Below are 22,617 nucleotides of genomic sequence, written 5' to 3' on the forward strand. Positions count from 1 at the left end.
ACGACTACCCGCAGCCGGAGCGGGGGCGGCCCCGGCTCTCAGCAGCAGCGGCCCTCCGGGTGTTCCTCTCGGTGCAGGGTGCGGAGGATGTCGTACTCCCGTCTCGTCGGGACCGGTGCCGACGGATGGTGTCGGCGGTGGCGGTCGCAATAGCGGTCGTACTCGGCTTCGCCGGTGAGTTCCCGGAGGTACCAGCGGACCCCGCGCACCCAGTTCCGGGCGGTCACTTTCCGGCCCCCACCAGCTCCTTCTCGGAGCCCTCCGCGTCGATGCGGGACTCGACGTACGGGGCCTCGGTCGACGGGAGCGGGGCCGGGGAGCGTACGGCGCGGACGCAGACGACGGCGCAGTTGATCAGGACCGTGAGGACCAGCAGCAGGAAGATCGCCATGATCACGCCGTCGACGGTGTTGTTGGTGACGATCGTGTGCATGTCGTCCATGTTCGTGGCGCCCGGCAGGAGTTCGCCCCTGTCGATGGCCGCCGCGTACTTGTCACGGAGGGCGAAGAAGCCGATGGCCGGGTTGTCGGAGAAGATCTTCTGCCAGCCGGCGGTGAAGGTGACGGCCACGTCCCAGGCCAGCGGGATGCCGGTGACCCAGGCCCAGCGCAGCTTGCCCGACTTGATCAGGACCGTCGTCGTCACGGCAAGGGCGACCGCGGCGAGCAGCTGGTTGGCGATGCCGAAGAGCGGGAACAGCTGCTTGATTCCGCCGAGGGGGTCGGTGACACCGGCGTAGAGGAAGTAGCCCCAGGCGCCGACGACCAGGGCGCTGGTGATCCAGATGCCGGGCTTCCAGGTGACGCGGCCGATCGGCTTCCAGACGTTGCCCAGCATGTCCTGGAGCATGAAGCGGCCCACGCGGGTGCCGGCGTCCACCGTGGTGAGGATGAAGAGGGCCTCGAACATGATGGCGAAGTGGTACCAGAAGGCCTTCATCCCGGCGCCGCCGAAGACCCCGGCGAAGATCTCCGACATGCCGACGGCCAGGGTGGGCGCGCCGCCGGAGCGGCCGACGAGGGTCTCCTCCTCGACGGCCTTGGCCGCCGCGGTGAGCTGTTCCGGGGTGATGGTGAAGCCGAGGTTCTTGACCGCCTCGGCGGCGGTGTCGACGGTCGGGCCGAGCAGCGCGGCCGGGGAGTTCATGGCGTAGAACAGGCCGGGTTCGAGGACGCAGGCGGCGATCAGGGCCATGACGGCGACGAAGGACTCCGTGAGCATGGAGCCGTAGCCGATCATGCGGACCTGGGACTCCTTCTGGATCAGCTTCGGCGTGGTGCCGGAGGAGACCAGGGCGTGGAAGCCGGAGAGCGCGCCGCAGGCGATGGTGATGAAGAGGAAGGGGAAGAGGGAGCCCGCGAAGACCGGTCCGGCGCCCGTGTGCGCGAACTCGGTGACCGGCTCGGCGCGCAGGTTCGGGGCGGCGACCACGACACCGACGGCCATCAGCGCGATGGTGCCGACCTTCATGAAGGTGGAGAGGTAGTCGCGCGGGGCCAGCAGCATCCACACGGGGAGCACCGAGGCGACGAAGCCGTAGCCGACCAGGCAGAAGACCAGGGTCTCGGGGCTCCAGACGAAGTACTCGGCGAGCGAGGAGTCCTGGATCCAGCCTCCGCCGACGATGGCCAGCAGGAGCAGGGCGACGCCGATGAAGCTGGTCTCGACGACCCGGCCGGGGCGCAGATACCGCAGGTAGAAGCCCATGAAGAGGGCGATCGGGATGGTCATGGTGACCGAGAAGGTGCCCCAGGCGGACTCGGCGAGGGCATTGACGACGACCATCGCGAGGACCGCCAGCAGAATGATCATGATGGCGAAGACACCGATCAGCGCGGCGGCACCGCCGACCTTGCCGATCTCGTCCCGGGCCATCTGACCGAGGCTCTTGCCGTCCCGGCGCATGGAGAGGAAGAGGACGATCATGTCCTGCACCGCACCGGCGAAGATCACGCCCGCGATGATCCAGATGGTGCCCGGCAGATAGCCCATCTGGGCCGCCAGCACCGGGCCGACCAGCGGTCCCGCGCCGGCGATGGCCGCGAAGTGGTGGCCGAACAACACCCGCTTGTCGGTGGGGTGGTAGTCGACACCGTCTTCGAGGCGTTCGGCCGGGGTCGCCCGGGTGTCGTCGACCTGGAGGACCCGGCGGGCGATGAACCGGGAGTAGAAGCGGTAGCCGATCGCATACGAGCCGAGGGCCGCCATGAGCAGCCAGACGGCCGAGATCTCCTCGCCCCGGGACAGCGCGAGCACGGCCCAGCCGATCGCGCCGACGAGGGCGACGGCTATCCAGAGCGCGAGCGACTTCGGCGACATCTTCTGTGACATAGGGGATTTCTCCGGCGTCTCGCGCCCGGATTCGGGCATGGCTGAGCTGGACATGGCGGCTCCTGACATCAACGGGTGTACGGCAGAGGACGGGTGTACGGCAGAGGACGGATGTGAAGCGGCGGCGGGGAAGGCGTGCGGCTCAGCGATGTCGGTCCGTCAGCGCGTACGCGGCGAGCAGGCAGAGCGCGCATCCCGGGACCCAGGCGAGCTGGTACCAGTAGAAGAACGGCGTGCCCGCGAGCCGTGGCTCCGCGGCGGCGTACCAGGGGACCCAGAGCAGTCCGGCGGCGGGGGCGAGGAGCAGGACGGCGATCGCGACGCGTCGTAGCCGCTGGTGAGCGGTGTGTGCCATGGGGTGTGGCCTGGGGTGTGCCATGGGCTGTGCTCCTCTCCCGATCGCGGTGGGTCTGTGCAAGAGTTGCCCACCCGCCGGATCCGGTTGACAGCGAGTTCCGGATGTTTTTCAGGAGGATTTCTCGCCGATCCGTGTCCTCCGAACCGGTCGGCCGCGCAACCAACACGCAAGGGCCCCGGTACACCCGGCGGCCCAGGCACACCAAGGACGGTGACCCATGGCGGACGCTGCCATGACCGCGACGTTCCTCGCCGTGATCGGCGGAGCGTCGCTGCTCGCCGTCACCGCGCGCCGGCTGCGCCCCACCGACCGGCTGCCCTCGCTGGAGGGCTGGGCGCTGGCCGACCGCGCGCTCGGCCCGGTGTGGACCTGGCTGCTGCTCGGCGGCACGATCTTCACCGCGTACACCTTCACCGCCGTACCGGGCCTCGCGTACGGCAACGGGGCGCCCGCCTTCTTCGCGGTGCCGTACACGGTGATCGTCTGCCCGCTGGCCTTCGTGCTGCTGACCCGGCTGTGGGAGGTGGCCCGGCGGCACGGCTATGTCACGGCCGGGGACTTCGTGCGCGGACGCTACGGTTCGGCGCCGCTCGCCCTGGTGGTGGCGCTGACCGGGATCCTCGCGACGATGCCGTATCTGGCCCTGCAACTGCTCGGCATCCGGGCGGTGCTGACGGCCGGGGGCGTGTATCCGAAGGACGGCGTGGCCGGTGACCTGGTGATGGTGGCGCTGTTCGCGGGGCTCGCGGTGGCGACGTACCGGCACGGGCTGCGGGCGCCCGCCGTGATCTCGGCGCTGAAGGCGGTGGCCGTCTTCGTGTCGCTGACCGCCGTGTGCTGGCTGGTCCTCGACCGGTTCGGCGGGCCGGGCGCGGTCTTCGACGGGGCGGCGGCGCGGCTGAGCGGAACCGGCGTCGAGGAGTCCGCCCTCCTCCTCTCCCCCGAGCAGCAGCCCGCCTACGCCACCCTCGCGCTCGGCTCGGCGCTGGCCCTGCTGATGTACCCGCACGTCCTCACCGCCGGGTTCGCCGCCGACGGGCCGCGCACGGTCCGCAAGGTCGCCGTGGCGCTGCCCGCCTGGACGGGACTGCTGGCCCTCTTCGGTTTCCTCGGCATCGCGGCGCTCGCGTCCGGGGTCCGGGCCCCCGAGGGCGGTGCCGAGGCGGCCGTGCCGATGCTGGTGGACCGGCTGATGCCGGCACCGCTGGCCGGACTGGTGTTCGGCGCGATCACCGTGGGCGCGCTGGTCCCGGCGGCGGTGATGTCGATCGCGGCGGCCACCGGCTTCGTCCGCAATGTGTACGTCGAGTACTTCCAGCCCACCGCCACCCCGAAGCGGCAGGTGCGGATCGCCAAGGTGGTGTCGCTGACCGCGAAGGTGGGGGCGGTGGCGTTCGTGTTCGGGCTGCGCGACCAGGACGCCATCAACCTCCAGCTCCTGGGCGGGGTGTGGATACTGCAGATCTTCCCGGCGGTCGCGGTCGGCCTGTTCACCGGGCGGCTGCACCCGAGGGCGCTGCTCGCCGGGTGGGGGGTCGGCATGGTGACCGGCACGTTCCTGGTGGTGCGCGAGGGGTTCTCGTCCATCGTGCTCCTGGGCGGCGGCTCGCTGGAGATCTACGCCGGTCTGCTCGCCCTCCTCCTCAATCTGACCGTCGCCGTCCTCGGCACCACGGTCCTCGAACGGCTCGGCGTCCCGCGCGGCGCCGACGTGACCGACCTACCGTCCCGCCTGACCGTCAGGCGGCGCCCCGAGACGGGAGCGAGCAACCCGTGAGACGCAGACAGCAGTACGGGCGTGTGCCGGTGCCCCCGGCGGTTTCGACGGCTCCGACGGCACCGGCGGCCTCGGTGCCGGTGCCCGCCGCCGAGCCCTTCGTGCCGAAGCCGGCCCTGCCGCCGGGTGCCCTCGGCGATCCCGCCGACGTGGAACGCGAGGCGGGTGTCGCCCGGCTGTTCGAGCTGCACTACTCCTCGATGCTGCGGCTCGCGGTGCTGCTGGGCGCGGACGACCCCGAGAACGTGGTGGCCGAGGCGTACTACCAGATCTACCGCAAGTGGCGGCGCCTCAGGGACGCCGAGGCGGCGGAGGCGTATCTGCGGTCGACCGTCTGCAATCTGACCCGGATGCGGATACGCCATCTCCAGGTCGTCCGCAGACATGTGGAGACCCCGCCGGACGAGCCGGTCGCGTCCGCCGAGAGCACGGCCCTGCTCCACGACGACCAGCGGGTGCTGATCGGCGCGCTCCAGCAGCTGCCCGCGCGGCAGCGGGAGGCGCTGGTGCTGCGCCACTGGCTCGGGCTGAAGGAGAGCGAGATCGCCGCCGCGATGGGTATCTCCGCCGGCTCGGTCAAGACCCACACCGCACGCGGCCTCGCCGCCCTCACCCAGGCGATGGAGGCCCGGCGATGAACGACACCACCGGCAACGACACCGGGCAGGACCGCACCGAACGGGAACTGGCGTCGGCGCTCGCCGCGCTGGCGGGCGGGGTGCACGCCGCGCCGGACGCGTACCGGACGGCGCGGGGGGACTGGCTCCGCCGGGAGCGGCGACGGCGGCTGGTCCTGGCCGTCCTGGTGCTCCTGGTCTTCGCCCTCGCGACCCTCCTCGGCCTCTGGGTCCTCAACCAGGCCCCCTCCGGCTCCGGGGTGATCTTCTCGGGAGTGGGAGGGACGACGGCGGGGACGGGACCTGGGTGAGGGGCGCGCTACCCGTGCACGCCGGCGCGCCACCAGCGGGGGGTGCCATCACCGTGCGCGTCCGCGGGTCCGCGCGTGGCTGGTCGCGCCCACGCGGCGGAGCCGCATATCGACACGGCCCCGCGCCCCTGGAGGAGGGCTGCGCCCTCCATCCCCCCGGCGCACCCGCGATCCACCGGACTGATCACCCCCCGCTCCGGGCACCCGACCCCCGTGCACCCCCACATCGAGGACTACGCCCTGATCGGCGACCACCAGACCGCCGCGCTGCTGAGCCGCCGCGGTTCCATCGACTGGCTCTGCCTCCCCCGCTTCGACTCGGCCGCCTGCTTCGCCGCCCTGCTCGGCGACGAGGAGAACGGCCACTGGACCATCGCCCCGAGAGACGGCGACGCCCACCCCCGGCGGTCGTACCGACAGGACTCGCTCGTCCTGGACACCGAGTGGGAGACGGCCGACGGCACGGTACGGGTGACCGACCTGATGCCACAGCGCGACCGCGCCCCCGACGTCGTACGGATCGTCGAGGGCCTGTCCGGCCGCGTCACCCTGCGCAGCACGCTCCGCCTCCGCTTCGACTACGGCTCGGTCGTCCCCTGGATGCGCGGGTCGGACGGCCACCGGGTGGCGGTCGCCGGCCCGGACTCGGTGTGGCTGCGCAGCGAGCCCGGGGTCCGGTCGTGGAGCGAGGACCGGGCCACGTACGCGGAGTTCACGGTCGAGCCGGGCGAGCAGGTCGCGTTCGTGCTGACCTGGCACCCCTCCCACGAACCCCGCCCCCGCCTGGTCGACCCGTACGCGGCGCTGCGGGCGAGCCTGCACGACTGGCGGGCCTGGGCGGCGCGCTGCCGGTACGACGGACCGCACCGCGACACCGTGGTGCGCTCCCTGATCACCCTCAAGGCGCTCACCTACGCCCCGACCGGCGGGATCGTCGCGGCGGCCACGACCTCCCTCCCCGAGGAGATCGGCGGCGTCCGCAACTGGGACTACCGCCACTGCTGGCTGCGCGACTCCACCCTCACCCTCGGCGCGCTGCTGTCCTGCGGCTACCAGGAGGAGGCCGAGGCCTGGCGGGACTGGCTGCTCCGCGCGGTCGCCGGCGACCCGGCCGACCTGCAGATCATGTACGGGCTCGCCGGTGAGCGCCGGATCCCGGAGTACGACCTGCCCTGGCTGTCCGGGTACGAGGGCTCGCGCCCGGTCCGGGTCGGCAACGACGCCGTACGGCAGTTGCAGCTGGACGTGTACGGCGAGGTCATCGACTCCCTGTTCCTGTCCCGGCGTTCGGGTCTGCCCGACAAGCCGGACATGTGGGGGATGCAGTGCGCGCTGATGGAGTATCTGCGGACGGCCTGGCGGAAGCCGGACGAGGGGCTGTGGGAGATGCGTGGGCCGCGCCGCCACTTCACCCACTCGAAGGTGATGTGCTGGGTCGCCGCCGACCGGGCCGTGCGCACCCTGGAGGAGGACCCGGAGCTGATCGGCGGGGACCTCGAAGGGTGGCGGGATCTGCGCGACGAGATCCATCGCGAGGTCTGCGAACTCGGCTACGACGCCGAACGGGGCACCTTCACCCAGTCCTACGGCTCCCGCGAACTCGACGCCGCGCTGCTGCTCATCCCCCTGATGGGCTTTCTGCCGCCGGACGACCCCCGGGTGATCGGCACGGTCGACGCGATCCGCGAGGAGCTGAGCCACGAGGGGCTGGTCCGCCGCTACAGCACTGACCACCTCACGGCCGAGACCACCTCCGTGGACGGGCTGCCGGGCGGTGAGGCCACGTTCCTCGTCTGCTCGTTCTGGCTGGCGGACGCGCTGCATCTGACGGGCCGTACGACTCAGGCGCGCGAGCTGTTCGAACGGCTGGTGGGGCTGGTCAACGACGTGGGGCTGCTGGCGGAGGAGTACGACCCCGTCGCGGACCGGCAGCTCGGGAACTTCCCGCAGGCGTTCAGCCATGTCGGTCTGGTCGGCACCGCCCTCGCCCTCTTCGACGGGGAAGAGGCAGGATAGGGCCATGGATCTTGGGCTGAAGGGCCGTGTCTACATCGTCACCGGGGCGACCCGCGGACTGGGCAACGCGGTCGCGCGGGAACTCGTCGCCGACGGCGCGAAGGTGGTCCTCACGGGCCGCGAGGAGGAGAGCGTGGCCGCGGCGGCCACCGCGCTCGGGGCGAACGCGGTGGGGGTGGCCGCGGACAACGCGGACCCCGAGGTCGCGGGGCGGCTGATCGCCGTCGCCCGTGAGCACTTCGGGGGCTTCGACGGCGTGCTCGTCAGCGTGGGCGGGCCGGCGCCGGGGTTCGTCGCCGACAACACGGACGAGCAGTGGACCACGGCGTTCGAGTCGGTGTTCCTGGGGGCGGTCCGTCTGGCGCGGGCCGCGGCCGAGGAGCTGGGCGAGGGCGGTGTCATCGGGTTCGTGCTGTCCGGGTCCGTGCACGAGCCGATCCCGGGGCTGACCATCTCCAACGGGCTGCGGCCGGGACTGGCCGGGTTCGCCAAGTCGCTGTCCGACGAGTTGGGGCCGCGCGGGATCCGGGTGGTAGGGCTGCTGCCGGCCCGTATCGACACGGACCGGGTACGGGAGCTGGACGGGATGTCGGCGGACCCGGAGGCGACCCGGGCGGCGCACGAGTCACGGATTCCGCTGCGGCGGTACGGGCGACCGGAGGAGTTCGGGCGCGCGGGGGCGTTTCTGCTGTCCCCGGCCGCCTCCTATCTGACGGGGATCATGCTGCCCGTGGACGGCGGCATGCGGCACGGGTTCTGACGGCACCGTCAACTCACGCGTTCCGCACCGTGCTTGGCCGCTTGCAGCCGGACCTCCGCCGGTAGTTCCGCCAGCCCCGCCGAGTCCTTGGCGTGGGCCAACGCCTCCGTCGTCAGGGTCCGCAACGCGTCGCCCGGGTTCACATGGGGCTGGAGGAGGAGGCGGATCCGGGCCTCGGGGGCGTTGCGGCGGCCGGTCAGATGGGCGTGGGCGCGTTCGACGCCGTCCGCCTCGGCCGCGTCGCCGGTGAGCACACCCTCCAGGGCGCGCCCCCGGAGCAGCGCGCCCTCGCCGTCGCCGGTGTCGACGAGCACCTCGGCGAGGCGGTGGCGGCGCAGGACCGCCGTCAGCCACCACAGGGCGAGCAGCACGAGGACGGCGAGCACGGCGATGACCGTGGGCCACCACCAGCCGGAGTCCCGCCAGCGCGTCCGGTCGGCGTCGCTGAGCAGCACGTCGTTCGGGCTGTCGTACGGCCACCAGGAGGGCGGGTCGACGCCCAGTCCCACGGCGAGGACGGCGCCGCCGAACACGACCAGGACGAGCCCGACGAACCCGAGCAGTACGCGGTTGACGATCCTGAGCATCGCCGCTCACCCCTTCCGGCCGGGCCTGCGGACATGCACCGACAGGGCGGGCGGCCGGGACAGGCCCAGGCCCCGGATGCCGTCGGCGAGCGTGGCGTCCAGGTCGGCCCGTACCTCGTCGAGTTCCCGGAAGTGGGACACCGCGCGGACGTCGACCCGTTTGCGGCCCGCCCGGACGCGTACGGACCGCACACCGGACACCTCCATGGCCCGGTCGCGCAGGGCCAGCGCGGCGGCGCCCCGGTGCAGCCCGGCCCGGACGCGGGGGTGGACGCGCCGCATCGGCAGGACGTCGCGCAGCCCGGGGGTCGCGGCGAGCACCAGCAGCCAGAGGCCCAGAAGTACGGCGACCCCGGCGCCGACGAGCACCCAGACGTCGTCGAGGGGCCGCTCGGCCAGCTCCCGGGCCAGTGAACGGCGCCACGCCATCGCGGGCCGGTCGGCGCGGACGGCGACGACGTCGTACAGGAGGAGGCCCGCGCCGCCGAGGAGCAGCACCGCGAGGACGCCCGCGGGGATTCTGCGCGCGGACCAGAAGCGTTTCTCCCCGCCGTTCTCGTCGTCGAGGACGGGCGGCGGGTCGTAGGCGGCGGCGGACGCGGACTGGTCCGGCTCGCGGTCGCCCGCCGTACCGCCGGCTGTCGCGTCGGCCTCCTCCGCCGCCTTCCCGGAGGCATTGTCGGCGGTCTTCTCGGAGGCCTTGTCGGCAGTCTTGTCGGCGGTCTTGTCGGCGGTCTTCTCGATGACGGGCAGTCGTTGTGTGGTGCCTTCGGAGCGCTGGGGTTCGCTCATCGCGTCCTCCCCTGAACCACGTCGTGTCCGTGCGCCAGGTGCAGCCGCTCCACCTGGACGGCCACCTCCGATACGTGCATTCCCGCCAACGTCCCTACCCGCTCGATGACATGACGACGCACCGCAGCGCATTGGCCACCGATGTCCGAGGGGTAAGGGAGCCCGAGCGTGACGCGGACGCGCGCCGTCTCGTGATGCACCACCACGGTGGCGTCGGGGGGCGCGGAGTCCGGTACCGGTGCCACCAGTGCCTCGCGCGCCGCCCGCGCGGCGATCTTCGCGACCACCCGGTCGGCGATCCGGGTCGCCCCGCGCTCCCCGGCAGTGACGGCCTTCGTCCGCGTGGCCGGGCCACCGTCGACCGGACTCATCGACGTCGGTTGTCACGCGGACGGAAGAAGTCGCCCAGCTCCAGGTCCCCCTCCAGGAACCTGCCGACGACGAAGCCGACGGCGCCCAACGCGGCCACCAGCAGAAAGGCACCGAATCCGCCGAAGTACCCGGCGAAGCCCAGCGCCATCCCGGCGATCATGCCGATCACGGCCAAGCCCATCCTGCGCTCCTAGCGAATCGAGGTCTCCTGACAAAGCCGGCTCACCCTGGCTCTCTGGCTCACTGCAGCCGGGAGTCGTCCTCCTCGTCCTCCTCGTCCGGCAGCTTCACATCACTGACCGCGATGTTGACCTCGACGACCTCCAGGCCGGTCATCCGCTCGACGGCCGCGATGACGTTCTCGCGCACATCACGGGCCACGTCGCTGATGGACACCCCGTAGTCGACGACGATCTCCAGGTCGAGCGCGGTCTGCACCTCGCCGACCTCGACCTTCACACCCCGGGTCACGGACTTGGCCCCGCCGGGCACCCGGTCCCGTACGGCCCCGAAGGTCCGCGACAGTCCGCTGCCCATGGCGTGCACGCCCACCACTTCCCGCGCGGCGAGCCCGGCGATCTTCTCCACGACGCCGTCGGCGATGGTGGTACGCCCCCGGCCCGCCGGATCTCCGCCGCCACGCCGGGTGGTCTTCCGCCCGACCTGCGTCGGCTCCTTGCCGGTGTCGGGCTTTTCCGTCCGGTTCCGCTCCGTCATGTCAGTCATGCCGTACGTCCCTTCCGGTCGACCCCCTCAAGCCCACAGTAAGCGCGGTTGCGGCACCGCGCGCCGGGGATGCGGCAGGCTGGAGGAATGACGGCGGACAGTTGGACGAAGGCGGTACGCCAGCAGCTCGGGCTCGGCCGGGTGCTCCCCCTGGGCGGCCCGCACGACGGCGCGTGGATCACCGAGCAGGCGGCCGAATCGGCGCTGCGCCGGGGCGCGGACTCGCTGCGCGGGGTCGCCCTGGGCGCCCTCCGCATCTCATCGGCCGACCCGGACGCCCCCGAGGCCGAAGCAGCCGTACCCGCTCCCCCGAGCGCCCTTCCGCCCGGTCCGCTCCGTGTCACGGCCGACTTCGCCGCCGCGGCGGGCCCGGCCGCCGAGCCCTTCCCGGCGATGGCGTCCCGGCTGCGCACCGCGCTCTCCTGCACCGCCGAGGAACGCCTCGGGCTGCGGGTGACCGAGGTGGATCTCCGGGTGACGCACCTGCTGGAGAACCCCGAGGGCGCGGAGCACCCGGAGGACGCGGAAGGGGCCGCCCGCCCCGCCCCTGAGCCCACGCCCGGCGCCCCGGCCCCGCCCACCGGCGACGACGAGGACTCCCGCACGGCCGCCGCCGCTCTCGCGGTCCCCGGGGTCGTCCGTCTCACGACGGCCCTCGGTGGCGCTCTCACGACAGGGCCCGCCCTCCCCCGCCGCCATGTCCGTGTGGAACTGGCGGTGTCGGAGGAGAGACGAGCCCTGGACGTGGCACGCGAGGTACGGTCAGCGGTGAGCGCGGCCCTGCCGGACCACCCGTCGGTGGCGGTGCTGGTCACGGCCGTCGGCGGCTAGTCGGGGCGACGGCTCCCCCGGTCGGGCCGGGCCGGATCGGACCCGGTCGGGTCGGCTACTCCCCGACGCCCGCGAGGTCCCGCAGCCGGCGTGCCTGCGCGGCCCGCTCCGCCGCGCGCTGTTCGTCGTACGAACGGCCCCCGGCCCCTCGCAGCAGCGCCTTCGTCTCGATCACGGCGTCCCTCGGGGCCGTCACCAGCGCTCCGGCGAGGTCCCGGACGGCGTCGTCGAGCTGCTCGACGGGCACCGCGAGGTTGGCGAGGCCGATCCGCTGGGCCTCGTCCGCCTGGACGAAGCGCCCGGTGAGGCAGATCTCCAGCGCGCGGGCGTAGCCGACGAGGCTCACCAGCGGGTGGGTGCCCGTGAGGTCGGGGACGAGTCCGAGGCTGGTTTCGAGCATGGCGAACTGCACGTCGTCGGCGACGACGCGCAGATCACAGGCGAGGGCAAGCTGGAAGCCCGCACCGACGGCGTGCCCCCGCACGGCGGCGATGGACACGATGTCGTTGCGCCGCCACCAGGTGAACGCCTCCTGGAACTCGGCGATGCTCGCATCGAGCCCGGCGTCGTCACGGCGCGCGAGATCGATGAACGACGGCTCCCCCTCGATGCCTTCGGGCGTGAACATCTGCCGGTTGAGCCCGGCGGAGAACGATTTGCCCTCGGCACGCAGCACGACCACACGGACGGAGCCCGGCACCGACCGCCCGGCCTCGATCAGCGCCCGCCACAGAGCGGGGCTCTGCGCGTTGCGCTTGGCCGGATTGGCCAGCGTCACCGTGGCGATCACGTCGTCGACGGTGAGCCGTACGCCGTCCTTGTCGAGCAGCGGTTCGAGCGAAGCCATGGGGCGCCTCCGATGAGTGCGGTCAGCAGAGCGATGAAGCGATGCTAAGTGACTGCACAGTAACCACCCGGTCGATCAGCCGACCGACCGGGTGGCCACCATCGAAGGCGATGGCCGCCCGGCGTCAGGCCGAGGCGGCTTTCTTGCCCCGCGTCGCGCCGCCACGCCCTCGGAGCGTGACGCCCGACTCGCTGAGCATCCGGTGTACGAAGCCATACGAGCGGCCGGTTTCCTCGGCCAGTGCCCGAATGCTCGCACCGGAGTCGTACTTCTTCTTCAGGTCTGCCGCGAGCTTGTCGCGCGCGGCGCCGGTAACCCGGCTGCCCTTCTTCAGAGTCTCGGCCACCCGGTCCTCCTCATGGGAAGTGCGCTCTGGTCTCCTCATGATCACCCCTCCGGGGCGGGATGGCCACCCATTCGGCAAGGTCCGTGAGACAAGGTTTTGACGACAGGAGCGCGTCCCCACAAGCGGAACCTGTCATTCCGCCCAGGCGTGTCCGTACGCCCGAACGGGTTGTTCCGTGAAGTGCCAGGTCAGAGACGCACGACGGCCGAGCCCTTCGCACGGAAGGACTCGGTCGCGAAATCGATGTAGGACACACCTCGGTACGAGGAGATCTCACACAGATGATGGATCACGGATGGGCCGAATGATCCAGAGGCAGTTGATCAACCCATTCGATCAAGCCATCGGGCGGATCGGCCGGCTCAGGCGAGCGCCACGAGGTCCGCGTAGTCGGCGCCCCACAGGTCCTCGACGCCGTCGGGGAGCAGGATGATCCGCTCCGGCTGGAGCGCCTCGACCGCGCCCTCGTCGTGGGTGACGAGGACGACCGCGCCCTTGTAGGTGCGCAGCGCGCCGAGGATCTCCTCGCGGCTGGCGGGGTCGAGGTTGTTCGTCGGCTCGTCGAGGAGGAGGACGTTCGCGGACGAGACCACCAGCGTGGCGAGCGCCAGACGGGTCTTCTCGCCGCCGGAGAGGACCCCGGCGGGCTTGTCGACGTCGTCGCCGGAGAACAGGAACGAGCCGAGCGTCTTGCGGATCTCGACCAGGTCCAGGTCCGGGGAGGCGGAGCGCATGTTCTCCAGGACCGTGCGCTCGGGGTCGAGGGTCTCGTGCTCCTGCGCGTAGTAGCCGAGCTTGAGGCCGTGGCCCTCGATCACCTCGCCGGTGTCGGGCTTCTCGACGCCGCCGAGGAGGCGCAGGAGGGTGGTCTTCCCGGCGCCGTTGAGGCCGAGGATGACGACCCGGGAGCCCTTGTCGATGGCCAGGTCGACATCGGTGAAGATCTCCAGCGAGCCGTACGACTTCGACAGGCCCTCGGCGGTGAGCGGGGTCTTGCCGCAGGGCGCGGGCTCGGGGAAGCGCAGCTTGGCGACCTTGTCGGAGACCCGGACCGCGTCGAGGCCGGCGAGCAGCCGGTCGGCGCGCTTGGCCATGTTCTGCGCGGCGACGGTCTTGGTGGCCTTGGCGCGCATCTTGTCGGCCTGCGAGTGCAGGGCGGCGGCCTTCTTCTCGGCGTTCTGCCGCTCGCGCTTGCGGCGCTTCTCGTCGGCCTCGCGCTGCTGCTGGTAGAGCTTCCAGCCCATGTTGTAGACGTCGATCTCGGCGCGGTTGGCGTCCAGGTAGAACACCTTGTTGACGACCGTCTCGACCAGGTCGACGTCGTGGGAGATCACGATGAAGCCGCCGCGGTAGGTCTTGAGGTAGTCCCGCAGCCAGACGATCGAGTCGGCGTCGAGGTGGTTCGTGGGCTCGTCGAGGAGCAGGGTGTCCGCGTCGGAGAAGAGGATCCGGGCCAGCTCGATACGGCGGCGCTGACCGCCGGAGAGGGTGTGCAGCGGCTGGCCGAGCACCCGGTCGGGCAGGTTGAGCGCGGCGGCGATGGTGGCGGCCTCGGCCTCGGCGGAGTACCCGCCCTTGGTGAGGAACTCGGTCTCCTGGCGCTCGTACTGCCGCAGGGCCTTGTCCCGGGTGGCGCCGCTGCCGCTGGCGATGCGCTGTTCGTTCTCGCGCATCTTGCGGATCAGGACGTCGAGGCCGCGCGCGGAGAGGATGCGGTCGCGGGCGAGGACGTCGAGGTCGCCGGTACGGGGGTCCTGCGGGAGGTAGCCGACCTCGCCGGAGCGGGTGATGGTGCCGCCGGCCGGGATGCCCTCACCGGCCAGGCACTTGGTGAGGGTGGTCTTGCCGGCGCCGTTGCGGCCGACGAGGCCGATGCGGTCGCCCTTGGCGATGCGGAAGGTGGCGGACTCGATGAGGACGCGGGCACCGGCGCGCAGCTCGACGGCGGAGGCGGAGATCACGGACAGACTCCAGAGCGGATCGGGGTGGCGGGTGGGCGGCTGAGGACGTTCCCGCCGTCTAATGCGCGAGGAGAATGGCCATGGGCCGATTCTAACTGGGGGCGGCAAGCGGATTTCCGCCCGTGTGACAAGGGATCACGTGGTCTCGGTCACCGGCTCGGCGGGGCGTTGTCGGTGGCCGGTGCAAAACTGGGCAGCGGGTCGTGTTCCGGACGACGGACCGGACGACCGACCGGACGACGGACCGGACGACAGAGAGGTCGTGATCGGTATGGCGGGCAGGAGCGACGGACGTCCGAGCGTCTATCCGACACTGCTGTACGCGGACGCCAAGGCCGCCGTCCGGCAGCTCACGGAGGCGCTGGGCTTCACCGAGCTGTCGGTGTACGAGGGCGAGGACGGGATCGTCCAGCACGCCGAGCTGACCCAGGGCAACGGCGCGGTGATGGTCGGTTCCAAGGGCAGCGGCAGCGTCTTCGACGGCGCGATGAAGGGCGCGGGACCCACCGGGGTGTACATCGTCGTGGACGACGTGGACGCCCACCACCGGCGGGCCGTGGAGCACGGCGTGGAGATCCTGACGCCCCCGACGGACCAGGACTACGGCTCGCGGGACTACATGGCCCGGGACGCCGAGGGCAATGTGTGGAGCTTCGGGACGTACGCCCCCGAGATAGGCGGCTGACACCCGCCCCGGCGCTCGCGTGCCCCGCTCAGCTGCCTCCGGTGTGCACCTGGAAGGCGGCGCGGCGGACGGCCTTGGCGAGGGCCGGGTCGGGGTGGGCGGCGGCGAGGGCGACCAGGACCTGCACGGTGCGGGGGTGGCCGACCGCGCGGACCTCGGCGAGCAGCGCGGGGACCGTGGGCTGCACCGCGGACTCCAGGTGCCGTACGAGCAGGGGGGCCTCGCCGTGGTCGGCGACGGCGGCGGCGGTGTCCACCCAGAGCCAGGTGGACTCCTCGCGGGTGAGGACCTCGTGGGCGTCCTCGGGGTCGGCACCGTCGTGCTCGGCGAGCCAGAGCAGGGCGTAGGGGCGCAGCGGGGTCTTGTCGGCGACCGTGCGGACGTCGGGCTCGGCGGGGGCGCCGACGACGCGCAGGGCCTCGAAGGCGAGGCTGCGGATGAGGGCGTCCTCGCCGCGGGCGGCGTCGATGAGTTCGGTGACGGCGCCGCCGACGGGGCGGGCGGCGAGCCAGGCGCGGTACTCGGCGCGGGCCGCGTTGGGGCGGAGCTGGGCGCAGCCTCTGAGCATGTCCTCGGCGGAGACCTCGATGTTCCCGGCGGGGCTCTGCGCGGCGACGCAGATCTGCTCCAGCTTGACCCAGACCGCCCAGCTGCCGAGCGGGGTGAGGGTGGCCTGGGCGTCACCGTAGGTGAGGGCACCGACGGAGGCGAGGGCGCGCAGGGACCAGTCGAGGAGCGGGGCGAGGGGGGTGTCCTCGGCGGGCTCCGGGCTGGGCTCGGGCCGCGGCCCGTAGGGCACCTCGCAGCGTTCGGTGCGCAGTTCGGTGACCCGCTGCTCCAGGAGGTCGAGGAGCTGTTCCACGGGGACGGGTCCGGCGGAGAGCTGGAGGAAGGAGAGCACCTGGGGCATGGCCGAGACGACCTCGGCGACCGCCGCGGGCTCGCGCTCCTCGGGCTCGGGGTAGGCGATGGACCAGGCGTCGAAGAACGCGACCCAGCCGCGCAGTACGGCGCTGTCGTCGCGGTGCCAGGCGCGCAGGCGCCAGCCGGGGCGCGCGCTGTCGCCGTGCACCTCGATGAGGCCGGCCAGTCGTGCCGTGTCCCAGTCGTGGCGGACCTGATCCGGGGTCAGCCCCAGGTCGTCGGCGGCCCGTTCCGCGGTCGCGGCGGAGAGGGTGCCCTTGCCGTCGGGGCTCGCGCCGTCGCGGCCGGGGCGCAGTGCGGCGTCGGCCCAGTGGGCGACGCGGGCCGCGTCGGCCAGGACGGCGCGGGCCATGCGGGCGAGTTCCACGGGCGGCGGTGTGCCCTCCGGGGGCCGGGGAGCCGGTCGGCGGCGCTGGGTCACTGCTGCTCGGGGAGCGGCGGCCAGGGTTCGCGGGCCGACGAGGCGGAGCCTGGAGTCGCGCGGAGTACGGGACGTCACAGGGGCAGTCTTCCGGTTGACGGTCCGAAAACCCAAACGGAATGTCACAGCGGGCGACAGGGGTGGCCAACGCACGGGTCCCTCCGGGGGGACATGGGTGGGTATCGCCTTGGTTCGGCACTAAGCGGAATGAGGCGTACCTGTCTGGGGGCATGCCGGAGAGACTGAACACTCCCGCGTGAACACTCCCGCGCACGCCTACGTCAGTGGCGTCAGGAAGCGGCGCAGGCTCTCCTCGTACGCCTCGGGGTCGGCGTTCCACATCGCGCCGTGCGGGGCGTGGGGGACCGTGCGGAGGGTGACCCGGTCGGGGCGGCGGGCGGCGAGGCGGCGGGACGGGTCCCAGGGGGCGACGGTGTCGTCGGGGCCGTGGAAGACCAGGGTCGGTGTCCTGAGCCCCGGCGGGTCGGTGTCCTGGTCGCCGGGGGCGACACGCAGTCCCGTACGGCCCTGGGCGGCGCGGACGGCCAGGGGCAGCAGGGCACCGGGGGTGCGGCGGGCGGCGGCGAGGGCGCGCAGGGTGGCGGGCCAGTCGAGGACCGGGGAGTCCAGGACGAGTCCGGCGACGCGGTCGCGCAGCGCGGAGTGCGTGGCGGCGCGCAGGGCCATGGTGGCGCCGGTGGACCAGCCGAGCAGGACGATCCGCTCGGCGCCGAACCGGACGGCGTGCCTGAGCGCCGCGTCGACGTCGCGCCACTCGGTCTCGCCGAGGTGGTTCAGGCCGTCCGGGGAGCGGGGGGCGCCCGGGTCGCCCCGGTAGGCGAGGGCGAGCACCGGGAAGCGGTGGCGGTGCAGGAACTCCATCACGTTCATGGTGTGCGCGCGGGTGGTGCCGAGGCCGTGCACGGCGATCACCCAGGTGTCCCGGGCGGCGGGCACGAACCAGGCGGGCAGGGTGCCGAGTTCGCCGGGGATCTCGACGTCCTCGTGGCCGAGGCCGAGCGCGGTGCGGGGGTCGCCGATGTGCAGGTCGGGGGTGAGCCACACCTTGTCGCCGGGCTCCAGGGTGCCGTGGGTGACGCGTTCCAGGCGGCGGACGACGGCGTCGGGGGCGTGCGGGGCGCCGTCGAGGACGGCGCCGACGACCGCGTGGGAGCCGTTGCCGGTGAGGCCGTAGGTGCCGGGGCGCCGGGAGGCGAAGGCACGGGTCAGGGCGATGCGGCCGGCGGCGGTGGAGTGCACGGTCAGCCGGGGTTCCGTGGGCAGCGGTTCGCCCGGCGACGCCTTCAGCGCGACGTCGCTCGCCATCCGGCCCGCGGCGACACTCGCCACGCCGGCCGCGAACGCGACACCGACGGCCGCGACTGCCGCTCCGACTGCACCCACCCGTCCAGTGTCCTGGCGGACCCCGCCCGGGGCCAGTGGGCGTACGCCCGAGAGTGATGACCCAGCAGGGGTGGGGCCAGCCTAGCGCCGCTGGCCGTAGCTCTGGAGTCGGTGGGCCGCCTCCTCCAGTTGGGTGGGGGTGAGCAGGGTCGGGGTGTGGCCCGGGATCGCGGAGGCCTTCAGCCAGACGTGGGACATCCATTCCAGTTGGGCCGTGCGGTCGTAGGCCTCGGAGAGGGTGCTTCCGTAAGTGATCGTGCCGTGGTTCTGGAGGAGACAACCGGTGCGCTCTGTCAAAGCGCGGAGCATGTTCTCGGCCAACTCCGGGGTGCCGTAGGTCGCGTAGGGGGCGACCCGGACGGGGCCGCCGAGGGCCGCGGACATGTAGTGGATCAGCGGCAGCTCGCTCACGAGGGTGGAGACGGCCGTCGCGTGGACCGCGTGGGTGTGGACGACGGCACGGGCGTCGGTGGTCCGGTGGATCGCCAGGTGCATGGGGAGTTCGCTCGTCGGCCGGAGCGTGCCGAGGACCTGCCGTCCGGAGAGGTCGACGCCCGTCGCGTCGGCCGGGGTGAGCCGGTCGTACGGCACTCCCGTCGGTGTGACCAGGACGGTGTCCCCCACGCGCACGGACACATTGCCGGAGGTGCCGACGACCAGACCGTCGGCCACCGTCCGGCGGGCCGTCGCGACCAGTTCGTCCCACGCCCGCGCCACGTCGTCGTCCGGCACACCCCGCCCCCGTACCTCCGGCGAACCCTGCGAATCCTCGCCCGCGTCCCGCTCGTCCCGGGTGTCGCGCCGCTGCTCAGCCATGCCGTGATCCTGCCAGGCGGATCGTGTCGACGGGTGCCGGGGGCGGGCACCGTGCGGACGGCGCGCGGGCACCGTAGGGCCGGACGCGCACCTTCGGAAGAGAACATCTGCGTATATGACGACTGGAGTTGGTGATTGGCCGGTGATCGACCGTGATGCGGCGATCTTCCAATAGCCTCCGGGTGTTTTGTCGCACAAGTCGCCATTCCGGGGGAACCATGGCTCACACCCTCAAGCCGTGCCGTCGCCGCAACCGCGTATTCGCCGCCTCCGTCGCGGCACTCGCCCTGGGGGGGACCGCCCTCACCGAGCTGCCGGTCTCCGCCGCCGCCAAGCCCAAGGGGCACGACGTCTCCTCGCACCAGAAGAAGGTGAACTGGTCGAGCGCGAAGGCGAAGGGCGCCCGGTTCGTCTACGTGAAGGCGACCGAGTCCACCACCTACCGCAACCCGTACTTCGCCCAGCAGTACGACGGCTCGTACGACGCGGGCCTGATCCGTGGCGCGTACCACTTCGCGGTGCCGGACAAATCGTCCGGCAAGACCCAGGCCGGCTACTTCGTGAGCAACGGCGGCGGCTGGCGCGCGGACGGCCGGACCCTGCCACCGGCGCTCGACATCGAATACAACCCGTACGACAAGAAGAGGAAGTGCTACGGCCTGAGCGACCGCGGGATGGTCGCCTGGATCAAGTCGTTCAGCGACGAGGTCAAGCGCCTCACGGGCCGCCGTCCGGTGATCTACACGACCACCCACTGGTGGAAGACCTGCACCGGCAACAGCGGGGCCTTCGGCGCGAACCACGCGCTGTGGCTGGCCCGGTACGACTCCTCGGGGGCGGGAGAGCTGCCCGCGGGGTGGAAGTTCTGGACGATCTGGCAGTACGACAACGGCAGCGGCAGCCTCCCCGGTGACCAGAACCTCTTCAACGGGTCGATGGGCCGACTGAAGGAGTTCGCCGAGGGGTAGCGGACCTCGGTGTTCCGCCTGAGTTCGAACGTCCAGTCGCCGGTACGCCGGGCCCGACGCGCCGGTCGACACACAAGCGGAATGACAGCCCCTCATTCACTACACCCCCACGCCCGCCCCAGTTCATCTTCCGTTCACCCAGGTTGCCTACGGTCCTCGTGACACTGACGTCCGAAAGAAGCTTGGGTAAATGGAAAACTTCTCGCTGATCCTCGCGATCGTGGTGATCACCGCGCTCGCGTTCGATTTTACGAACGGTTTCCACGACACCGCCAACGCGATGGCCACCACCATCTCGACCGGCGCCATGAAGCCCAAGGTCGCGGTGGCCATGTCCGCCGTGCTCAACCTTGTCGGCGCGTTCCTTTCCATAGAGGTCGCCAACACCATCTCCAAGGGGCTCGTCGACGAGTCCGGCATCCAGCCAGAGGTCATCTTCGCGGCGCTCGTCGGCGCCATCCTCTGGAACCTGCTGACCTGGCTGGTCGGGCTCCCCTCCAGTTCCTCGCACGCCCTGATGGGCGGCCTCATCGGTGCCACGATCGCCTCGGTCGGCGTGGGCGCGGTCCATGGCGACGTGCTCGTCACCAAGGTGCTGATCCCCGCGATCGCGGCCCCGCTGGTGGCCGGCATCGCGGCGATGCTCGCCACCCGGCTGACGTACCGGCTGGGGCGGCACACCAGCGAGAAGGCGTCCGGCAAGGGCTACCGCGCCGGGCAGATCGCCTCCGCCGGTCTGGTCTCGCTGGCCCACGGCACCAACGACGCGCAGAAGACGATGGGCATCATCACCCTCGCCCTGGTGGCCGGTGGCGCGCTCGCGCCCGACTCGGACCCGCCGGTGTGGGTCATCGTCTCCGCCGGAGCCGCCATCGCGCTCGGCACCTACCTGGGCGGCTGGCGCATCATCCGCACGATGGGCAAGGGCCTGACCGACCTCCAGCCGCAGCAGGGCTTCGCCGCCCAGACCAGCGCGGCCACGGTCATCCTGGCCTCCTCGCACCTCGGTTTCTCGCTCTCCACCACGCACTCGGTCTCCGGTGCCGTGATGGGCGCGGGTCTCGGCCGCAAGGGCGGGGTGGTCCGCTGGTCCACCGCGACCCGGATGTTCGTCGCCTGGGGTCTGACCCTGCCGGCCGCCGCGCTGGTCGCCGCGCTCGCCGAGTGGGTGACCTCCTTCGGCACCTGGGGCACGGCCGTCGTCGCGGTCTTCCTCATCGGCTCCAGTGCCGCGATCTGGGTGGTGTCGCGCCGCGAGGTCATCGACCACACCAACGTCAACGACACCGAGGAGCCGCCCGGGGTGGTGACCACGGCGATCGCCGCCGTGACGCCGCCGGCCGCCGGCCCCGTGGGCGAGGAGCTCGCGGCGACCATCCCGGCCCCCGCCGCGCCGGCCCACGCCGAGAGCACCGCCTCGGCGAACTCGTCCGCGCCGACGCCCGCCGTCTGAGCCCCGCGACTCCCTGAGGAAGATCACCACCATGCACATCGACTGGGCAGCCCTGGGCTCCGTCTTCGGAGTCAGCCTCGTGGTCACCGTGGCCCTCGTCGGCCTCTTCACCCTGGGGATCGTCGGCCTCTCCAAGAGCGAGGCCGCGACCACCGCGGGCACCTCACCGGCCCTCGCCACCACGGCGGCGTACACCTGCTTCGCCGCGTGCGCGGCGGCGGTGGCGTACGGGATCTACCTGATCATGGCCTGACGACACACCAAGACAGAGCCCCCGTACCGTTTGACCCGGTACGGGGGCTTTGTCTATTGTCCACAGCAACCGTGACCATCGTCGAAATGACACATGTCATTTGGACGATGGCTGTACGACGATATTCCAATCGGCGTAAGCTATCAGACACACGCCGAATCGGCGATGGCCACCCGACAGCGGAGCAGGGGAGCGCCATGCCCAGGGACATCGATCCGAGCCTGAATCGACGCAGGCTACGAGTCGAGTTGCGGAAGGCCCGGTACAAGTGCGGGCTGACCAAGCAGCAGACCGCGAACGCCCTGGACTGGTCGCTGTCGAAGATCATGCGGATCGAGGCCGGCGCCGTCAGCGTCAGCGTCACCGACGTACGGGCACTGATCCAGCAGTACGAGATCACGGACCCGACGCTGATCGGCGAGCTGGAGGACGCCGCACGCGGCTCCAAGGGGCCGTCCTGGTGGGCCTCCTGGGGCAATCTGGTCTCCCCGCAGTACGCCCAGTACCTCGGCTACGAGGGGGCCGCGACCTCCATCCGGATGCACCACCCGATCGTGATCCCCGGCCTGCTGGAGACCGAGGACTACGCCACCGCGCTGCTGACACCGGTCTCCGACAGCGGCGACATCCGCCGGTCGGTGGAACTGCGCATCGCACGACAGGAGCGCTATCTCGACTCCGATTCGGGCCCACGCGTCGAGGTCGTGCTGGACGAGGCCGCCGTACGACGGGTGATCGGCGGCCCCAAGGTGATGCGTCAGCAGCTGGAGCACCTCAAGACCCTCGCGCGGCGCCCGCGCGTACGCATCAGGCTCCTGCCGTTCACGATGGGGGCCCACTTCAGCACCCTCAGCCCGTTCGTCCTGCTCGGGTTCCAGGACGACGACGACCTGCTCTATCTCGAAGGCCCCAACGGCGGACTGTCGAACCGTGACGACCTCGATCTCACGGTCCGCTACCAGGAGTGCTTCGCGGACATCAGCGACAACGCGTACGACGGTGACCGGATGATCGAGTTCCTCGACACGGTCAAGGAAAGCCTCGACAACGACTGAGCACC

General features: G+C 71.7%; 25 protein-coding genes. 11 read left to right on the forward strand and 14 right to left on the reverse strand.

What is annotated here, in order from left to right; all coding sequences use genetic code 11:
- Positions 1-38: 38 nt before the first annotated feature.
- The 3 genes from F9278_RS09095 to F9278_RS09105 all read right to left on the reverse strand — a co-directional run bounded on the left by F9278_RS09095 (position 39) and on the right by F9278_RS09105 (position 2,687).
- On the reverse strand, positions 39-227 hold the full coding sequence (locus F9278_RS09095; protein ID WP_152167840.1) for a YbdD/YjiX family protein: 189 nt from the start codon (positions 225-227) through the stop codon (positions 39-41).
- Positions 224-2,386, reverse strand: coding sequence for a carbon starvation CstA family protein (locus F9278_RS09100; RefSeq protein ID WP_152167841.1), 2,163 nt, complete (start codon positions 2,384-2,386; stop codon positions 224-226). The genes F9278_RS09095 and F9278_RS09100 overlap by 4 nt, the downstream gene beginning before the upstream one ends.
- 88 nt (positions 2,387-2,474) lie before the next feature.
- Positions 2,475-2,687: a DUF3311 domain-containing protein gene (locus tag F9278_RS09105; RefSeq protein ID WP_152167842.1), complete on the reverse strand. Its 213-nt coding sequence runs from the start codon at positions 2,685-2,687 to the stop codon at positions 2,475-2,477.
- 220 nt (positions 2,688-2,907) lie between these two features.
- Between F9278_RS09105 and F9278_RS09110 the strand changes: the two genes are divergently transcribed.
- The 5 genes from F9278_RS09110 (at position 2,908) to F9278_RS09130 (ending at position 8,171) form a co-directional block, all read left to right on the forward strand.
- Entirely contained in the window at positions 2,908-4,467 is a 1,560-nt protein-coding gene (locus tag F9278_RS09110) for a sodium:solute symporter family protein (protein ID WP_152167843.1), read from the forward strand.
- Positions 4,464-5,105 (forward strand): SigE family RNA polymerase sigma factor, encoded by a 642-nt coding sequence (locus F9278_RS09115; protein ID WP_404818866.1) that lies wholly within the window; start codon positions 4,464-4,466, stop codon positions 5,103-5,105. Before F9278_RS09110 ends, F9278_RS09115 begins: the two co-directional genes overlap by 4 nt.
- Positions 5,102-5,395, forward strand: a complete 294-nt coding sequence (locus tag F9278_RS09120; protein ID WP_152167844.1) for a hypothetical protein — start codon at positions 5,102-5,104, stop codon at positions 5,393-5,395. Before F9278_RS09115 ends, F9278_RS09120 begins: the two co-directional genes overlap by 4 nt.
- A gap of 213 nt (positions 5,396-5,608) precedes the next feature.
- On the forward strand, positions 5,609-7,411 hold the full coding sequence (locus F9278_RS09125) for a glycoside hydrolase family 15 protein (protein WP_152167845.1): 1,803 nt from the start codon (positions 5,609-5,611) through the stop codon (positions 7,409-7,411).
- Positions 7,412-7,415: 4 nt separating this feature from the next.
- Positions 7,416-8,171, forward strand: a complete 756-nt coding sequence (locus F9278_RS09130; RefSeq protein WP_152167846.1) for an SDR family oxidoreductase — start codon at positions 7,416-7,418, stop codon at positions 8,169-8,171.
- An 8-nt stretch (positions 8,172-8,179) separates the two neighbouring features.
- On the opposite strand, the gene amaP is transcribed toward F9278_RS09130, so the two are convergent.
- Genes amaP through F9278_RS09155 form a run of 5 tightly spaced genes read right to left on the reverse strand, consistent with a single transcriptional unit; the run spans position 8,180 to position 10,648 of the window.
- On the reverse strand, positions 8,180-8,758 hold the full coding sequence (gene amaP / locus F9278_RS09135; RefSeq protein WP_152167847.1) for an alkaline shock response membrane anchor protein AmaP: 579 nt from the start codon (positions 8,756-8,758) through the stop codon (positions 8,180-8,182).
- A gap of 6 nt (positions 8,759-8,764) precedes the next feature.
- Positions 8,765-9,550 carry a DUF6286 domain-containing protein gene (locus tag F9278_RS09140; protein WP_152167848.1) on the reverse strand — a complete coding sequence of 262 codons (786 nt, stop codon included), beginning with the start codon at positions 9,548-9,550 and terminating at the stop codon, positions 8,765-8,767.
- Positions 9,547-9,921: an Asp23/Gls24 family envelope stress response protein gene (locus tag F9278_RS09145; RefSeq protein WP_152167849.1), complete on the reverse strand. Its 375-nt coding sequence runs from the start codon at positions 9,919-9,921 to the stop codon at positions 9,547-9,549. Before F9278_RS09145 ends, F9278_RS09140 begins: the two co-directional genes overlap by 4 nt.
- Entirely contained in the window at positions 9,918-10,103 is a 186-nt protein-coding gene (locus F9278_RS09150) for a hypothetical protein (RefSeq protein ID WP_152167850.1), read from the reverse strand. Before F9278_RS09150 ends, F9278_RS09145 begins: the two co-directional genes overlap by 4 nt.
- Positions 10,104-10,162: 59 nt before the next feature.
- The gene (locus F9278_RS09155) at positions 10,163-10,648 is read right to left on the reverse strand and encodes an Asp23/Gls24 family envelope stress response protein (RefSeq protein WP_152167851.1); all 486 of its coding nucleotides are present in this window, start codon (positions 10,646-10,648) and stop codon (positions 10,163-10,165) included.
- Between the two features lie 87 nt (positions 10,649-10,735).
- On the opposite strand from F9278_RS09155, the gene F9278_RS09160 reads away from it, so the two are divergent.
- The gene (locus F9278_RS09160) at positions 10,736-11,479 is read left to right on the forward strand and encodes a nucleopolyhedrovirus P10 family protein (RefSeq protein ID WP_152167852.1); all 744 of its coding nucleotides are present in this window, start codon (positions 10,736-10,738) and stop codon (positions 11,477-11,479) included.
- Between the two features lie 55 nt (positions 11,480-11,534).
- Here the strand turns inward: F9278_RS09160 and F9278_RS09165 are convergent, their stop codons facing one another.
- From F9278_RS09165 to F9278_RS09175, 3 genes are all read right to left on the reverse strand, one after another.
- Entirely contained in the window at positions 11,535-12,326 is a 792-nt protein-coding gene (locus F9278_RS09165; protein WP_152167853.1) for an enoyl-CoA hydratase/isomerase family protein, read from the reverse strand.
- 124 nt (positions 12,327-12,450) lie between these two features.
- Complete coding sequence (locus F9278_RS09170) at positions 12,451-12,672, reverse strand: helix-turn-helix domain-containing protein (RefSeq protein ID WP_006123601.1); 222 nt, start codon at positions 12,670-12,672, stop codon at positions 12,451-12,453.
- A gap of 362 nt (positions 12,673-13,034) precedes the next feature.
- Positions 13,035-14,633 carry an ABC-F family ATP-binding cassette domain-containing protein gene (locus tag F9278_RS09175; protein ID WP_152167854.1) on the reverse strand — a complete coding sequence of 533 codons (1,599 nt, stop codon included), beginning with the start codon at positions 14,631-14,633 and terminating at the stop codon, positions 13,035-13,037.
- A 262-nt stretch (positions 14,634-14,895) separates the two neighbouring features.
- Between F9278_RS09175 and F9278_RS09180 the strand changes: the two genes are divergently transcribed.
- Positions 14,896-15,318, forward strand: coding sequence for a VOC family protein (locus F9278_RS09180; protein WP_152167855.1), 423 nt, complete (start codon positions 14,896-14,898; stop codon positions 15,316-15,318).
- Between the two features lie 28 nt (positions 15,319-15,346).
- Here F9278_RS09180 and F9278_RS09185 read toward each other — a convergent pair whose 3' ends face one another.
- The 3 genes from F9278_RS09185 to F9278_RS09195 form a co-directional block, all read right to left on the reverse strand.
- The gene (locus F9278_RS09185; RefSeq protein WP_193241411.1) at positions 15,347-16,741 is read right to left on the reverse strand and encodes a hypothetical protein; all 1,395 of its coding nucleotides are present in this window, start codon (positions 16,739-16,741) and stop codon (positions 15,347-15,349) included.
- Positions 16,742-16,939: 198 nt separating this feature from the next.
- Positions 16,940-18,067, reverse strand: coding sequence for an alpha/beta hydrolase family protein (locus F9278_RS09190; protein WP_152167856.1), 1,128 nt, complete (start codon positions 18,065-18,067; stop codon positions 16,940-16,942).
- A gap of 81 nt (positions 18,068-18,148) precedes the next feature.
- Complete coding sequence (locus tag F9278_RS09195; RefSeq protein WP_152167857.1) at positions 18,149-18,883, reverse strand: class II aldolase/adducin family protein; 735 nt, start codon at positions 18,881-18,883, stop codon at positions 18,149-18,151.
- A 218-nt stretch (positions 18,884-19,101) separates the two neighbouring features.
- On the opposite strand from F9278_RS09195, the gene F9278_RS09200 reads away from it, so the two are divergent.
- The 4 genes from F9278_RS09200 (at position 19,102) to F9278_RS09215 (ending at position 22,612) form a co-directional block, all read left to right on the forward strand.
- Positions 19,102-19,851, forward strand: coding sequence for a lysozyme (locus tag F9278_RS09200; protein WP_152167858.1), 750 nt, complete (start codon positions 19,102-19,104; stop codon positions 19,849-19,851).
- 190 nt (positions 19,852-20,041) lie between these two features.
- Complete coding sequence (locus F9278_RS09205; protein ID WP_152167859.1) at positions 20,042-21,304, forward strand: inorganic phosphate transporter; 1,263 nt, start codon at positions 20,042-20,044, stop codon at positions 21,302-21,304.
- Positions 21,305-21,335: 31 nt separating this feature from the next.
- The gene (locus F9278_RS09210) at positions 21,336-21,557 is read left to right on the forward strand and encodes a hypothetical protein (RefSeq protein ID WP_152167860.1); all 222 of its coding nucleotides are present in this window, start codon (positions 21,336-21,338) and stop codon (positions 21,555-21,557) included.
- A 197-nt stretch (positions 21,558-21,754) separates the two neighbouring features.
- Entirely contained in the window at positions 21,755-22,612 is an 858-nt protein-coding gene (locus F9278_RS09215) for a helix-turn-helix domain-containing protein (RefSeq protein ID WP_152167861.1), read from the forward strand.
- Positions 22,613-22,617 lie beyond the last annotated feature (5 nt).

Source organism: Streptomyces phaeolivaceus (assembly GCF_009184865.1).
Classification (GTDB): domain Bacteria; phylum Actinomycetota; class Actinomycetes; order Streptomycetales; family Streptomycetaceae; genus Streptomyces; species Streptomyces phaeolivaceus.

What these genes read in the sequence shown, in the direction of transcription:
- F9278_RS09100 (WP_152167841.1), bottom strand. Translation starts at nt 2,386, where the DNA reads ATGTCCAGCTCAGCCATGCCCGAATCCGGGCGCGAGACGCCGGAGAAA.
- F9278_RS09130 (WP_152167846.1), top strand. Translation starts at nt 7,416, where the DNA reads ATGGATCTTGGGCTGAAGGGCCGTGTCTACATCGTCACCGGGGCGACC.
- F9278_RS09150 (WP_152167850.1), bottom strand. Translation starts at nt 10,103, where the DNA reads ATGGGCTTGGCCGTGATCGGCATGATCGCCGGGATGGCGCTGGGCTTC.
- F9278_RS09165 (WP_152167853.1), bottom strand. Translation starts at nt 12,326, where the DNA reads ATGGCTTCGCTCGAACCGCTGCTCGACAAGGACGGCGTACGGCTCACC.
- amaP (WP_152167847.1), bottom strand. Translation starts at nt 8,758, where the DNA reads ATGCTCAGGATCGTCAACCGCGTACTGCTCGGGTTCGTCGGGCTCGTC.
- F9278_RS09120 (WP_152167844.1), top strand. Translation starts at nt 5,102, where the DNA reads ATGAACGACACCACCGGCAACGACACCGGGCAGGACCGCACCGAACGG.
- F9278_RS09160 (WP_152167852.1), top strand. Translation starts at nt 10,736, where the DNA reads ATGACGGCGGACAGTTGGACGAAGGCGGTACGCCAGCAGCTCGGGCTC.
- F9278_RS09210 (WP_152167860.1), top strand. Translation starts at nt 21,336, where the DNA reads ATGCACATCGACTGGGCAGCCCTGGGCTCCGTCTTCGGAGTCAGCCTC.
- F9278_RS09205 (WP_152167859.1), top strand. Translation starts at nt 20,042, where the DNA reads ATGGAAAACTTCTCGCTGATCCTCGCGATCGTGGTGATCACCGCGCTC.
- F9278_RS09105 (WP_152167842.1), bottom strand. Translation starts at nt 2,687, where the DNA reads ATGGCACACACCGCTCACCAGCGGCTACGACGCGTCGCGATCGCCGTC.
- F9278_RS09195 (WP_152167857.1), bottom strand. Translation starts at nt 18,883, where the DNA reads ATGGCTGAGCAGCGGCGCGACACCCGGGACGAGCGGGACGCGGGCGAG.
- F9278_RS09155 (WP_152167851.1), bottom strand. Translation starts at nt 10,648, where the DNA reads ATGACTGACATGACGGAGCGGAACCGGACGGAAAAGCCCGACACCGGC.
- F9278_RS09200 (WP_152167858.1), top strand. Translation starts at nt 19,102, where the DNA reads ATGGCTCACACCCTCAAGCCGTGCCGTCGCCGCAACCGCGTATTCGCC.
- F9278_RS09145 (WP_152167849.1), bottom strand. Translation starts at nt 9,921, where the DNA reads ATGAGTCCGGTCGACGGTGGCCCGGCCACGCGGACGAAGGCCGTCACT.
- F9278_RS09140 (WP_152167848.1), bottom strand. Translation starts at nt 9,550, where the DNA reads ATGAGCGAACCCCAGCGCTCCGAAGGCACCACACAACGACTGCCCGTC.
- F9278_RS09110 (WP_152167843.1), top strand. Translation starts at nt 2,908, where the DNA reads ATGGCGGACGCTGCCATGACCGCGACGTTCCTCGCCGTGATCGGCGGA.
- F9278_RS09215 (WP_152167861.1), top strand. Translation starts at nt 21,755, where the DNA reads ATGCCCAGGGACATCGATCCGAGCCTGAATCGACGCAGGCTACGAGTC.